Annotated in this window: 9 protein-coding genes and 1 other RNA gene; 5 read left to right on the top strand and 5 right to left on the bottom strand. The window is 64.2% G+C overall.

Annotated elements, in window-relative coordinates; all coding sequences use genetic code 11:
• The first annotated feature begins 85 nt into the window (after nucleotides 1–85).
• A complete protein-coding gene (locus tag KY661_RS15690) occupies nucleotides 86–2602 on the top strand; it encodes a S8 family serine peptidase (RefSeq protein ID WP_225410958.1) in 2517 nt (838 codons plus the stop codon).
• Between the two features lie 69 nt (nucleotides 2603–2671).
• Here the strand turns inward: KY661_RS15690 and KY661_RS15695 are convergent, their stop codons facing one another.
• Nucleotides 2672–4279 carry a M16 family metallopeptidase gene (locus KY661_RS15695; protein ID WP_225410959.1) on the bottom strand — a complete coding sequence of 536 codons (1608 nt, stop codon included), beginning with the start codon at nucleotides 4277–4279 and terminating at the stop codon, nucleotides 2672–2674.
• Nucleotides 4279–5622, bottom strand: coding sequence for a M16 family metallopeptidase (locus KY661_RS15700; RefSeq protein ID WP_225410960.1), 1344 nt, complete (start codon nucleotides 5620–5622; stop codon nucleotides 4279–4281). The genes KY661_RS15695 and KY661_RS15700 overlap by 1 nt, the downstream gene beginning before the upstream one ends.
• A gap of 120 nt (nucleotides 5623–5742) precedes the next feature.
• On the opposite strand from KY661_RS15700, the gene ssrA reads away from it, so the two are divergent.
• The 4 genes from ssrA to KY661_RS15720 all read left to right on the top strand — a co-directional run bounded on the left by ssrA (nucleotide 5743) and on the right by KY661_RS15720 (nucleotide 8017).
• Nucleotides 5743–6106, top strand: a transfer-messenger RNA (tmRNA) gene (ssrA, locus tag KY661_RS15705).
• Between the two features lie 89 nt (nucleotides 6107–6195).
• Nucleotides 6196–6924: a SitA6 family polymorphic toxin lipoprotein gene (gene sitA6 / locus KY661_RS15710; RefSeq protein WP_225410961.1), complete on the top strand. Its 729-nt coding sequence runs from the start codon at nucleotides 6196–6198 to the stop codon at nucleotides 6922–6924.
• A 25-nt stretch (nucleotides 6925–6949) separates the two neighbouring features.
• Nucleotides 6950–7675, top strand: coding sequence for a SitI6 family double-CXXCG motif immunity protein (gene sitI6, locus KY661_RS15715; protein WP_225410962.1), 726 nt, complete (start codon nucleotides 6950–6952; stop codon nucleotides 7673–7675).
• 207 nt (nucleotides 7676–7882) lie between these two features.
• Complete coding sequence (locus KY661_RS15720) at nucleotides 7883–8017, top strand: helix-turn-helix domain-containing protein (RefSeq protein WP_263437070.1); 135 nt, start codon at nucleotides 7883–7885, stop codon at nucleotides 8015–8017.
• Nucleotides 8018–8915: 898 nt separating this feature from the next.
• Here the strand turns inward: KY661_RS15720 and KY661_RS37565 are convergent.
• The 3 genes from KY661_RS37565 to KY661_RS15745 all read right to left on the bottom strand — a co-directional run bounded on the left by KY661_RS37565 (nucleotide 8916) and on the right by KY661_RS15745 (nucleotide 13919).
• Nucleotides 8916–12353, bottom strand: a complete 3438-nt coding sequence (locus KY661_RS37565) for a penicillin-insensitive murein endopeptidase (RefSeq protein WP_317987261.1) — start codon at nucleotides 12351–12353, stop codon at nucleotides 8916–8918.
• Between the two features lie 622 nt (nucleotides 12354–12975).
• Nucleotides 12976–13149, bottom strand: coding sequence for a transposase (locus KY661_RS15740; protein ID WP_398577197.1), 174 nt, complete (start codon nucleotides 13147–13149; stop codon nucleotides 12976–12978).
• 539 nt (nucleotides 13150–13688) lie between these two features.
• On the bottom strand, nucleotides 13689–13919 hold the full coding sequence (locus KY661_RS15745; protein ID WP_317987262.1) for an IS66 family transposase: 231 nt from the start codon (nucleotides 13917–13919) through the stop codon (nucleotides 13689–13691).
• Between the last annotated feature and the right edge of the window lie 90 nt (nucleotides 13920–14009).

Consider the following 14009-nt stretch of genomic DNA (forward strand, 5'->3'; position numbering starts at 1 on the left):
GGCTCCCGGGACACAACGGAAATCGCCGGTCGGACGGTGGAGAATCAAGCAATTCAGCTTGGTGTGGGGGGATGGATCAATGGGGATGGGAAGAGGTCTGATCATCATCGCGGCTACGAAGGTGTTGCTCACGGGGTGTCAGACCGGAGGGCCGGAGGCCCCGGACGCGCCTGAGGCCCAGCAGGCAGCCCTCAAGGGCTATCAGGGCAAGAAGTTCCGCCGGAGCGTGGATCCGGTGCCGGGCCAGTACATCGTCGTCCTCGGCAAGCAGGGCAAGGACATGAGCGTCCAGGAGGACGCGCTGCGGCTGGCCTCCACCTACGGCGGCGAGGTGGGCCGGGTGTACCAGCAGGCCCTGCCGGGCTTCATGGTCCAGATGAACGAGGAGTCCGCGCTCAAGCTGGCCGAGGACCCCAGCGTGGCGTACGTGGAGGAGAACGGGCGGGTGTATGCCTCGGGCTCCATGGACAACGCGACCTGGGGGCTGGATCGCATTGACCAGGTGGAGCTGCCGCTGGACACGACCTACACGTACAACTCGGTCGGCAGCGGGGTGCACGCGTACATCATCGACACCGGCATCCGGAATACCCACGCCGAGTTCTCCGGCCGGGCCAGCCTGGACTACAGCGCCATCACGGACGGCCAGGGGGCCAATGACTGCCACGGCCACGGCACGCACGTGGCGGGCACGGTGGGCGGCGCCACGTGGGGCGTGGCGAAGGAAGTGAGCCTGCACGCGGTGCGGGTGCTGGATTGTGGCGGCTCGGGCACGTACGACGGCGTCATCGCCGGCGTGGACTGGGTGACGGCCAACCACCTCAAGCCCGCGGTGGCGAACATGAGCCTCGGGGGCGGCGTGTCGCAGGCGGTGGATGACGCGGTGACGGCCTCCATCGCGGCGGGCGTGGTGTACGCCGTGGCCGCGGGCAACGACAACGGCAATGCCTGCAACAAGTCGCCCGCGCGCACCCCGGGGGCCATCACCGTGGGGGCCACCACCAACGCGGACGAGCGCTCCTCGTTCTCCAATTATGGCCCGTGTGTGGACCTCTTCGCGCCGGGCTCCAGCATCACCTCGGCCTGGTACACGGGGGACTCGGACACCAACACCCTCAACGGCACGTCGATGGCGTCGCCCCACGTGGCGGGGGCTGTGGCGCTGTACCTGAGCGCCAACCCCACCGCGACGCCCGCGCAGGTGGCCGAGGTGCTGGCCAACATCGCCACCTCGGACCACGTGGCCAATCCCGGCACGGGCTCGCCCAACCTGCTGCTGTACATGGCCTCCCTGGGCAGCGGCTCTGGAGACACGGTGGCCCCCACGGCGCAGCTGACCGCTCCCTCGAATGGCTCCAACGCCTCCAACAGCCTCTCCCTGACCGCGGTGGCCAGCGACAACGTGGGCGTCATCCGGGTGTCCTTCTTCGTCGACAACGTCCTGCTGGGCTCGGACGCCACGGCCCCGTATGCCTTCGACTGGGACACGACGCGAGGGGGCAACGGGGCGCACACCGTGATGGCCAAGGCGTATGACGCGAGCGGCAACGTGGGCTCCAGCGCCGCCGTCACGGTGAACGTGAGCAACGAGGGCTTCGCCACCTACGACACGGCCCTCCAGGTGCCCCGCTGCGCCACGCTGGGCTCCTTCTGCGACACGGGCTCCCTGGTCGAGGGGCGCGGCACCATGGGACCGGAGGCCAACGCGCCCAACACGCTGGGGAGCACCTGCGCCGATGGCGACAGCGGGACTTACGAGACGGACGAGTCCCTGGAGCGCATCCGCGTCTCCACAACGGATGGGACGCCGATGGCGCCCGGCAAGACGGTGCGCGTGGAGGTGGCGGTGTACTCCTGGGGCTCGGGCTCCGCGGACAAGCTGGACCTCTATTACACGGCGAACGCGAACGAGCCGTCCTGGACCTTCCTGACGACGCTGATGCCGTCGGTGGGGGGCGCGCAGGTGCTGTCGGCCACGTACGTGCTGCCGGAAGGCACGCTGCAGGCGGTCCGGGGCAACTTCCGCTACAACGGCTCAGAAGGCTCCTGCAGCACGGGCAGCTACGATGACCGGGACGATCTCGTCTTCCCGGTGGCGGAGGCGGCCAAGGCGCCCGTGGCCTCCTTCTCCTTCTCCTGTACGGACCTGACGTGCGGCTTCACGGATGCCAGCACCAGCGCCCAGGGCGCGGTGACCGCCTGGACGTGGGACTTCGGAGACGGGGGCACGTCCACCGAGAGCAGCCCCAGCCATGCCTACACGGCGGGAGGCACCTACACCGTGTCGCTGTCGGTGAAGAACAGCGCGGGAAAGACGGCCACGAAGACGAAGAGCGTGACCGCGACGGCGCCGCCGCCTCCTCCTGTGGTCATGTCGCTCACGGCCCAGCAGCGGCGGGAGATCACCGGCAAGCACGTGGATCTCATCTGGTCCGGGACCACGGCCTCCAAGGTGGAGATCTTCCGCAACAACAAGCGCCTGACCACCACGAACAACGACGGCGAGTACTCGGACCGGTTCTTCCTGGCAGGCACCTACAGCTACAAGGTTTGCGCGGTGGGGAAGAACACCTGCACGAACACGGTGACGGTGCAGTTCTAGCCCTGCGGGGAGGAGCGAGCAGCCCCGGGATGGCGTGGGCCATCTCCGGGGCTGCCGTGCGTCCGGGGGTTACTGTTCCATGAAGGTGCTCGCGGGGAGCACCTCGATGGCGTCCGGGCGGAGGGGAAGCGGCTGCTGGAGGATGGCCTGGTCCGCTTCGAGCACGGCGGGGGGCTTGGCGGAGGCGTAGGTGAGGGGCGTGGGCGCCTGGGCCGTGAGCCCGGTGACCAGGGCCGGCGCATCCTGGGTGACAAAGACGAAGGACAGGGCCTCGGGGCGCAGCCGCCGGCGGACGGCCTCGTGGACGGACTCGGGCGTCATCTGCTCGAGCGCCTTCCGGTAGCTGCCCAGGAAGTCCGGCGTCCCATAGAAGAGGGAGTCGAGCGCGTAGCCCAGGCGCCGCGGGTCCGTCTGCTCCCACAGCCGGGTGTAGCTCAGGAGGAAGCCGCGGGTCTGCTCGAAGGCATCCCGGGGGATGCCGTGCTGGACGAGCTGGCCGAGATAGTAGAGGGCGCCATGGGTGGCGAACACGGCGGTGGCGGGCACCACGGGGCGGAGCCACAGGGAGATGTCCTGCTGGGTCCGCGCGAGGTTGGGCCGGGCGAACGTGGTGCCGGACTGCTGGATGAAGTGCTCGGCATAGGCGTAGTCGCCGTAGTTGAGGCCCCGCTTCTCGCGCAGCTCCTGGAAGAGCAGGCCATGGGTCTGCCGGTGCTCCCCCAGGTACGAGAGGGCGAGCGCCACCGGGAAGAAGTCGGGGTCGCCGCGCCGCAGCGGGGTGGCGAAGCCCAGGGAGATGGCGGTGGAGAGGGTGGACTTCTGAAGGACGAGCGCGGCGCCGGGCCGGGCCGTCACGGGAGGCAGGGCCACGCGGGGAGCCCCCGTGGCGGGCAGCGCGGACAGCCGGGAGGTGAGGGTCTGCTTCAGCGCCTCGTCCACGGGGCCGGCCAGGCCGATGACGAGCCGGTCCTGGGTGAAGACGCGGCGGGCGTGGACCTTGAGCTCGTCGAGCGTGATGGCCTGGAGCCCCTGAGCCGTCCCGCCCACGAAGTGGGCATAGGGGTGCCCCCGGAACAGGAGCGCATCGAGGCCCACCTTGCCGAGCTCTTCGTCATCCTCGTTGCGCAGTGTGTTGCGTAGGGTGTTGAGGGCATCGGTGCGCAGCCGCTCGAACTCGCTCGGCTCGTAGCGGGGCTCGATCAGGACATCGGTGAAGACCTTCAGGAACCGGGGCAGGAAGTCCTTGTGGACGCGGCCGGAGAAGGTGGTGAACTCCTTGTCCGTGAAGGCCTCGAGCTCGGCGGCCATGGGGAAGAGCACCTCCAGGAGCTGCGAGGAGGTGAGCTCGCGCGTGCCGCCCTGGGAGAGCAGGTTCGCGGTCAGCGCGGTGAGCCCCTCCCGGCCAGGGGGATCGTCCACGGAGCCCGTGTGGAAGACGAGCCGGAAGCTGACGATGGGGCTCTGGGGGTTGCTCAGGACGACGGTCTCCAGCGGGGCGGGCCGCCGCAGGGGCACCGCGGGAACGGTCATCGCCGCCGGTGGCGCGGCCGGGGCGGCGGGCGTGGGTGGGGGAGCCGTCTCCGGGGGCGTGGGCGGCGCGGTGCGGGAGGTGGCAGCACAGCCGCCGAGCCACACGCTGGCGGCCAGGAAGAGACCGAATCGAGGGGACGCGTTCATCACGGCTTTCCTCCGGCGGCGGGGGTGAGGGTGAGGACGGTGAGCTGGGAGTCGACGAGGTAGCGCTTGGCGAAGGAGACGAGCTGCTCGGGCTGCACGCGGGCGACATTCTGAAGGTGGCGGGCGAGCGCGTCCGGCGTCCCGAAGATGCCGGCGTACCAGGCGAGCTGGCCCGCCACATCGTTGGGGGTCTCCAGGTTCATGAGGAGGCTGTAGCGGATGTTGCTCTGGATGGCCTTGACGCGCGCGGGGTCCACCTTGCCCGAGGCCAGCTCCTGGATGGCCTGGGTGAGGGCGGCCTCGGTGGCGGGGCGGCTCTCCTCGGCCTTGAGGGTCGCGTGGAGGCTGAAGAGGGACGGATCCCGGTGGGGGTAGAAGCCGCTGCCGAGCGACTCGACGAGCTGCTTGCCGAGCACCAGCTCCTTGTAGACGGGGCTGGTGGAGCCCACGAGGTAGTCCGCCAGCACGGCCTGGATGGCGGCGCCCGGGGTGGTGAGGGAGGCGGCCGGGGTGTGCCAGGCGAGCACCTGACGGGGCAGGGTGCTGGAGGGCCACTCGACGGAGACGGTGCGCTTCTCGGTCTGCGGCGGCTCGGCGGGGATGGGGACGCGGGCGGCCTTGCGGTTCCAAGGGCCGTAGTGCTCACGCACATCCGCCATGACCTCGCTGTCGTTGAAGTCTCCGGCGATGAACAGGAGGGTGTTGTCGGGGGTGTACCAGCGCTCGAAGAAGGACCGGCTGTAGGCATAGGCCTCGGGCATGGCCTGGATGTCCTCGTAGAAGCCGAGCGTGGTGTGGCGGTAGGGGTGCGCCTTGAAGGCGGTGCCCAGCAGCCGCTCCTCCATGCGCAGCCAGGGGTTGGCCTCGTTCTTGTGGTACTCGCCGAGCACGGCGAGGGCCTCGGTGCGGAAGGACGGCTCGGCATACTCGAGGTTCCGGAACCGGTCGGCCTCCATCTCGACGAGGGCATCGAGCCCCGCGGTGGGCCCGTACGAGTGATAGACGGTGAAGTCGTCGGTGGTGAACGCGTTGTCGTCGAAGCCGTAGGTGGCGAGGATGCGCTCGCGCTCGCCTTCGGGGTGCTTCTTCGTGCCCTTGAACATCATGTGCTCGAAGAAGTGGGCGAAGCCCGTCTTGCCGGGCTCCACCTCGTTGCGGGAGCCCACGCGCACGACGGTGTAGTAGGCGACCAGACCAGGGGAGTGGAAGGGCACGCGCACCACGGTGAGCCCGTTGGGCAGCGTGTCCGTCTTCACCGGGTAGGGGAAGGCGGAGGGAGGGGTCGGCTGGGCGGCCGAGGAGGCCGCCGCGCCCATCACGAGGAGCAGGAGGAGGGTTCGCATAGGGGACCTGACGGCCGGGCAAGGGGTCGCCCGGGCGGAGGAGAACCCTAGGATGCGGGGAGGGTTGTCAGGAGGATTGACGGGGCGCCGTCAGCGGTTACTGTAGGGAAGGTCACCAATGGGGGCGACCTGGTTTCGACGGGGGCATAGAAGTTCGAGACGCGTGCCGAGTGGGCCAATGGCTCGTAAAAACCGATGGCAAAGACACAAAAGCCAACGACAACGTTGAGCTCGCGCTGGCTGCCTAACAACAGTTCTTAGCGCGCGGTCCTCCCGCTCTCGGCCTGTGGGGTGGGGTAGGACCGTCACAATGCGGGCTGGCTGCCGAGGGTTCCTGGGACCGAGGTGGCGAGACTTTTCCAGGATCGGCTCGGAGGATCCCGTCCGTGGGAGCCTTCGGGACGTAGCAAAGCGCGGACTACGCACGTAGGGTCGAAGAACGGAAGGCTTTCGGACGCGGGTTCGATTCCCGCCGCCTCCACACTCACAAGCCCAGCAACCTGAACGGGTTGCTGGGCTTTTCTTTGTCCTCTCTTGAGGTGGCGAGAGGAAGGGCTACAGTTTTTAGGCGTCATGAAAACGCCCTTCAGGCTTTTGGCCTTGCTCCTGGTGTCTCTTGCCACGCCGCAGTTCTCCGGATGTGCCACCACGTCTCCTGCAACGCGCGCTTGGGAGGAGGTGGCGTCGGAGAGCGCCAGCGAGTGTGAGGATCCAGCCTCTGACCAATGCATCGTGCTCGCCTGTGAGGGTGAAGCAGGCGTGTGCGGCGTCTTCAGCTGTGAGGATGTAGAGCCGGAGGCAGTGGCGCGCTCATCCCTGGAGCATGGCGCTGAACTGGCGCGATACCGCCCTCCCATGCGCAGCCCCGGCTCCTCGCGCAACTGGAGGAACACGGGACTTCGGGAAGGTACTCGCCCACGGATGTCCTTCCACTTCCGCTATCGCGAGGGCTTCCTTCCTGCCTTTCCCAAGCTCGAAGGCAGGCTCGTCAAGCACCACTTTTTCCCCCAAGCGGCCGATCTGGCCAGGTGGTTCAAGGCCCAGGGCATCAAGGTTCACGATTGGACCATGGTCATTCCGGAGCATGTGCACTGGCGCATCCACAGCGGCTCCGCACGCGGCGGTCTGTGGAACCAGGCGTGGCGAGAGTTCCGGGATACCAATCCCACCCGTCGCTATACGCAGGAGGAATTGCTGGCCAAAGCCTTCGAGTTGGCTTTCCGCTTCGACGTCGTCGGCCCCATCATTCCCTACGGCAGGTCGCTCGTCCCGCCCGCGGGTCCTCAGCTGTTCGCCCAATAATAGCCAGCCCTGATCAGAGGCCGCTGTGAAATTCTATCGGGTCTGTGAAGACAGCTCGCCTTGCTACACAGGCAACTTGAACGCAGTGCACAGATGGGTACTGCCCGGCATCGAGCCATGCAATGTTTGTGGGCTTGGTGAAGCGATCTCGGTGACACTGTATCCCTGTGTAGATCTCTCTGGACTGCCAAAAGAAGAGCAAAAGAAGCTATCTGACCCGTGGCCTGTACCATTCGAAGAGTTCGCCCGGCTGAGGGAACTGGTGCGTCCACTGGCCCCCCAGGGGGCAGAACTGTCGTCAGGAACAGAGTTCGGGCCGCTGACAGGTACAGGCGCCGGGTACTTTGGCCAGCTCTTCATGCAGAATCCCTGGTCGCTCTACGTACGCCGCGAGGCGCTAGGGCAGTTGCAGGTAGCAGGCGTCCGCGGAATGCAGGGTTGCCCTATGGATGTGCGCTTCCGCACGAAACGCCCACCGGAACTCATGGACCTGCAACTTGAACTGTGTGGCAGGTTCCACTCTGACTGCCTACCTCGGGAACTCGATTCTCCATGCCCCACGTGCGGTCGAAACAAAGGCTTTAGCCTTCCGACTCCCATTATTCTCACCGCAGGAGCACTGCCCACAGAGGTAGACATTTTTCGGTTGGCCGACTCGCCAAATGTCATCGTCGCCAGCGAACGCATGGTGGAAGCAGTAAGGAGCCTGAAGCTGGATGGGGTGGTGTTCCGCGAGATTGAGACCCGCTGATGCCCACGTTTTGGTGCACTTTGAGCCTCCCCGGATTTTGTGGTTCTCCCGCACTTCGTGTGGTTCAGCGGCAGTAAGCAGGCGAATTCGCTCGTGCGCCCGTCTGCATGAGCCATAGGATCCACACAAGCTGCGGGAGAGCCACAAAATCGGGGAGACTCAGTCACCCTGAGCGCGGCCTTGAAGCAGGCCCGCAAGCGGGCAGGCATGACTCAAGCAGAAGCAGCCGAGGGCATCGGCATCGCTCCCGAGGTGTACGGGCGCATGGAGCGGGGGGGGCGTGCTGCCGAGCGTTCCAACGCTGTTCCGCATGTGTCTGATTCTCGGCAGCGGCCCCCATGAACTGATGGGGTTTGCCGAGGTGGAGATGGGGCAGAGCGCCCCCGGGGCAAACACGGTGCCCCCCCGGCTTGAGTGACACGCCCGAGAAGCGCCGCCTCTTGCGCCGCTTTGCTCGCCTGGACAGTCCGAGGCTCAAGGCACTGGCGCGGTGGGTCGCCTTCCTTCTGCCGGGGCGCTGAACGCCAAGGGCTGCGGGGCCGCCATCTTGGCGGGCTTCTACCGAGCCAGCATGCGAGCCTGGACACGCGCTGGCTCTACAGATTCCAGGTTCTAAGACAGATAGGAGCTGTGCTGAGGGTGAGGACTGGTGCAGAGGCTCCGCGGAGGGCCGAGGACGACCGCAGAGGGGGACATGTGGGCTGTGTGCCAAGCTGGTGGAGAGGCCGCGCAGCCACTTTGGGGTACACGCCTACCCCAGCCGCCTTCCCAGGAGGGGCGCGGCAGGTGCCTGGCTCTATTGGCTGGCTGTGGCGGCTTGAGCTTCAACACCCCGCGCTCTGGGGCGGCCCTCGCGCAGGGGCCAGGTGCGCACTCGCCGTGGGCAACCCCAGGTGCTCCACAATCGCTCTCACCCCTCCTGCTCCCTTCACGTACGCCAACACCCTTAAGCCTGCCTCCACACCTCAAGCACGCGAACACATCCAGGGCGAACGTCCTTTTCAGCAGCCCGGCCCAGTCCAAACGGGGGGGGCGCTCCTTCCTCGGCTCCTCCACCGTCGCGGCAAAGGCGGGGCTCTCCTCCTCCAGCCCCGGCTCCGCCCCTGCTTTTGAGGGAACCATCAACCGAGAGACCTGTGCGCACCACCACGACGGAGTCCCCCTCCGCGCATCTCAATATTAAGCCAACACCCGCACGAACGTCACCCCCATCTTATTCGCAGCCCACAAAGACAGGTCATTAAAAGATAACATGCAAATGATTATGATGGCCATTCCAGTACTTAACTCGAACATTCTTGGGATCATTAAACATCTTCGAAAGCTTAGTATCATTGAAAAGTATTTTCTTCGCTCCATGCGCAAAAAGATGTTTAACCAACACCGCAGTTCGCTCTCTACTGTAGGCAGACTCATTGATGGCAACACGATCATTCACTCCGTCAGTCCTCAGGGGACGAATGTCGACATCAATGCCAGCCTGATGAGAGTCGTGAGGTGACATTTTGCCACCTTCCTCGAAGCTGATATCACCTATCCCTATATCGATTCCGAGTTCACTCTTGACCGCCTGTGCCACCTTTTGCATCGCCGCAATTGTGAATTCTGTACCCCAAACCTTATCTGAAGCCGAAGGTCCGTACAGATAATATCCAACCCCCACATCAGGAAGCTGGTAGTATTTGCCCTTACCCTTTTTGGGGCGAGAAGGCTCAGGCGCCTTGGGGCGAGAAGGCTCAGGCACATTAGGACTGAGTCCCTTCGGAACCTGACTACCCTTCGGCTTGAGATAGCTCAGCGCGCGGTCCAACTCAGGTATCAAGTTGTTCGACATCTTGGACCGGATGTGCTCTTCAACATCCGAACGGTACATTGTTTTATAAACACTCTTGAACTCATTGATTAGTGTTTGGTCGTAATTCAATCTCACTAAATTGCTGTAGGCCTTTTCCTCATCGGTATCCTCGAACCCAAGAAAGTTATAACTATTGAGAAGAGCGTCATGAACTCTATGGGCAATGTCATTGAGGAGAACGTTCTTTGACGTGAGATAGGCCAGCGCACGGTTCAACTCGTACCCCCTTCTGTTCGAAAATTCGGACTTGATCTGCGTCTCGATATCCGAGCGGTACAGGCCTTTGTAGACAGCTTTGAATTGGGTGATGAGCCTTACGTCGTGGTTCAACTGTGCCAAGTTGGCGTAAACCTTTTCTTCATTCGTGTCCCGCAGCGTAGTCACACCAAGGTCGTAGTTGCGATTCTTGAACATTCCATCATAGACGCTGATGGCGATTTGCTTGAGTGCGTCAGCCTGGGGAGACTGCTTGGTGGGCGTGCCACCCTTGTTGCCCGAATCCTCCTGGGGAGGCTGCTTGGTGGACGTGCCACCCTTGGTGGACGTGCCACCCTTGGTGCCCGAATCCTCCCATAAGAGCTGGCCGAGCCTCATCGAGGTCACGTTTTCCCTGGCACGGCGACCGACCTGCCCATACCACAACGAGTCTTCCATCTCGCGAGCAGCGGTCGTGAAGTCGGCTTTCTGGATCGCTCGAATCGCTTTCTTGAACTTCGAGAACCCGTTCTCACCCAGATTGAAGATCATGTCGATCACGACGATCTTCCGCGCGTCATTCAGGGCCTCATAGGTGTCCCGTCCAAGGATGGATCGGGCGGCCTCGCGAGCGGACGCCACATCCTGCTGAAACAGCGTGTCGATTTGCTGGTCGGTGAGCTTCACGCGGCCCGCCCTGACCGCTGAGTAGTCGATCCCGAGCGCCTTCAAACATTGCTGAGCGTCTTCCCGGTCCAGATTGAAACCAATGCCGACAGTCGGATGCCCCTTGGAATCGTTATAAACCGTGTTGCGACGCCCTTCGTGCACCGTGAGCCACTTATTCAGCGTCGCATCGAAATCCTTGGCGACGGGCTCTGGCTTTCCTGGGGAGGGGGTCGAAACGACAGGATGGGGCTTGTCCTTGTTGCCGGGAGTACCTGTCTCGCTACCGCTTTGAGCCACCTTGATGGCGCTACGCACCCGATTCCAGTCGAAGTTGTCCGCCGGGTCCGTCTTGCGACCCGGAGCCACATCCCGGTGCCCGAGGATGTTCTCCATTGGCACCTCGTAGGTCACGGCTAGGTACGGGACGAGTTGCTCCAGAGCCTTATATTGAGCCTCGGTGAAGGGCGTCTTGCCTCGCCCATCGTTCGTGAGTTCGATGCCGATGGAGCGCGAGTTCACGTCGGGCGTTTTCTGACCATGGAGTTCTGACTTGCCCGCGTGCCACGCCCTCTTGTCGTCTTCCACGAGCTGGTAGATGGTGCCATCCGGCGCGATGAGGTAGTGCGCACTCACCTCAGTGCCCTTCTTGGTCAGCTGCACCAGATCCTGCTCCACGTTGTTGCTGGCGGTATGGTGCAGGATGATGGCGTCGATGTCCGTCGAGCCACGAGAGCCCTGGTTCACCGAGTGTTTTTTCACGACGGGGGGTTTGACCACCTGGGTCACGGACGGGCCCGGAGAGGTCTCTCCGCCACCTGACTTCAGTCCATCGATTCGCCTCCCGTTGACAAGAAGCTTTCCTTCCTTGTCACCCCGGAGCTGAAGATCTCCTGCATCCACCAGCTTCTGCAGAATCCTCACGCGGGAGCGCGAGTTTTCACGCAAGACGGCGGTTTTCTCGAAGGTCTTCTTTTTCTGGGCGGGTGTATTCGGATCCCTGGCGGCAGTTCTGGCCTCCTCCGCGAGCCGCTTCAGGCGCAGGTCACGCTGCGTGTTGAACTCCGTCAGCCATTCGGCCTCGGTGAACGTCTTGCCCATCAGCTTCTCGGCGGTCTCACTTCGTACTTTAGGCAGGCCTCCCTGGATGTTGGTGTCGTAATACAGGGCCAGGGCGAGAGGGGCCTGGAGGTTGTCGTTCCTGGCCCCCCTCTCGGCCTCGGGCCAGTAATTCTCGGCGAAGACGGTATCCTGGATGGTGCTCATCAGTGGCTCATCGGCCGCTGCCAGGAGCAGTTTCTTGAAACCCTCATCATCTCGCAGAGACTCGTCCTTCTTGTTGACCCTGTCCATGTAGGCGGCCAACTGCTTCGCCGTCGCGCTCCGAGACTGGGCGATATACTTCTGGAGAATGATGCCGAGCGTTCCAGAGTCCAGCGTCGCTTGGTGCTTCCCGTAGCTGACAATTCCCGTGTCCGCGTTCTGGAAGGACTTCGCCGAGCCTCCCTCGATGGCCCCGGTGATCCGGAAGGCAACCTCCATGACGGCGTTGTCCGTTGGGAGGTCACCCCTGGGGGAAAAGGTCTTCTCCACCTGATTCCACAGGGTCTTTTCGGTGGCGGGGGTCTTGTTCTTCTGCGGAAGGACCAACATTTGCCCCAAGAAGGCCGAACCCTTCTCCGGGAGATTGTTGGCCGCGCGCAGCTCTTTCTCCGGGACGGCGAAGCGGTTGGCGATACCCTCCAGGCTCTCTCCCGCGAAGACCCGGTGGGTCTGTGGCTGCTTCGGGGTGAGACGCTGGCGAGGGCTCGGCTCCGGGAGCTTCAATACCTGTCCCGCGTAGATACGATTGACATCACTGATGCCGTTGAGCCGGGCCAGTAGATCCATGGAGACATGGTGGCGCCGGGCGATGGCACTCAGCGTGTCTCCCGACTTGATCCGGTATTCGTTGTTAGGCATGGGCTTCTCACCGCCAATCGAGGCTCTCTCCGCCGAGGCGAAGTCTAGACCACTCAGGAGAAGTCCGTCAGGTGTGGCTCTTGGTGAGGTGGAAGCGCTCGTCCAGCCCACCGGAACATGTCTCGCGACGTCACTTGGGGCAGCCACTCGATGTAGAGCTGCCACTCGGCCAGGGTCCAGTCCTTCACCGTCCTCCACCGAAGGCAGCTGGTCCTTGAGGCGCGCCATCCGCTCCAGCTTCTCCGAGCGCGGCACGGGCGCCCCCTGGGAGATGCCTGGCTTGCTCAGGTACGCCTCCGCGTCCACCTTGGCCAGTGCCCTCGGCAGGCGCTTCTCTACGAAGGCGGTGGGCTGCTCCGTGGTCAGAGTGTCTGGAACGGTGCGCCTTGAGTGCCAGGTTAGTACGTAATCTGTACGTAATCGGCTGGCCGCTGGTGAACGTGGATGAACGCCAACGTCCAGTAATCTCGGGGGTTTAGCAGGGTGCTGAAAAAGTAAGAGTAGAGGGGCTGAACCTCTGTTGGGAGCATCCCACCTGGATGTCCGACTCCCTGCCGCAGGGTGGGGAGCTGCTGGAGGATATCGGCCGCGCGGCGTTACTGCCGCTGCGCGGCCCTCCCGCTCATGAGGTCATTGGCATGAGCTTGGCCATCCGCACCAAGTTGTAAGCGGCAGCCACGAAGTGCATCTGCAAGCCCACACGGCGCTGGCCCCGGTAGCGCGCCTTGCGCATCCCCGCCACCGTCTTGGCCCAGCCGAATATCTCTTCCACCCGTTTGCGGATGCGTTGGCTCACCGCGTGTAAGTGCTCGCCGTGCCCCGTCTGGCCCGCTCGGCGTCCAGACGGGGCACGGCGAGCTGATAGTGCGCCGGGATAAACCGGCATGGAGCGGAGGATGAAAGAGCCTTACATCGAAGGGCCAGCAACCCACGATGGCCCCGAGTCATGCGCCAACACCCGTGAGGGTGGGGGTGAAGCGTTGACAGGGGTACGAGCGGGCTGGGTATTGAGCCGCGAAATCAGCCGGTCCAGGGCGCCGACGCGGTTATCTGAAGCGGAAGGCCACACGAACAGGGACGCTCCTGCGAGTCCCTGGCTCGGCCCTGCGCGGTCGGAGACCCCATGCACGCCCAGAAGCTCCATGCGCGAGAACCGGGAGATCCTCTGCTCGCCCGCCGAAGCTGAGCGGGACGCATCGGGAAGGCCGGAAGGCCGTACGCCGATGATGAACGGGCAGAGGAAGTCGGACAGGCTCGTAGTACCGACGTATGAGTTCGCCGTGCCCCGTCCCCATGAAGGGGCAGGCCTGAGCCAGTTGCGAGAGGAAGCAGTCGTTAGTCTTGGCGAGTGGGAAGCGTGACGGTGCCAGGAGACTCGATAGCGGCCAGCGCTGCGCGTCGCAGATAGCGCCCTGGCTCCTCGCCGCGCAGGCGAGCCGTCTCGATGAGGGAGTAGAAGAGCGCCGCCACCTCGGTGCCCCGCTGAGATTTGCTGCCGTAGTGGTTCTTCCTGCCCAGCACCATGTCTCGCAGCTGGCGCTCGACGTGGTTATTGTCCAGAGGCACTACGGGGTGGCTCCTGAGGCATCCCCTCATAAAAGTCCGAAGCACTCGCGGAAGACGGGGTGCTCGCAGACGAGCTGAGCGAAACGCTCC

The sequence above is a fragment of the Allostigmatella hybrida genome (assembly GCF_020103775.1).
Classification (GTDB): domain Bacteria; phylum Myxococcota; class Myxococcia; order Myxococcales; family Myxococcaceae; genus Hyalangium; species Hyalangium aurantiaca.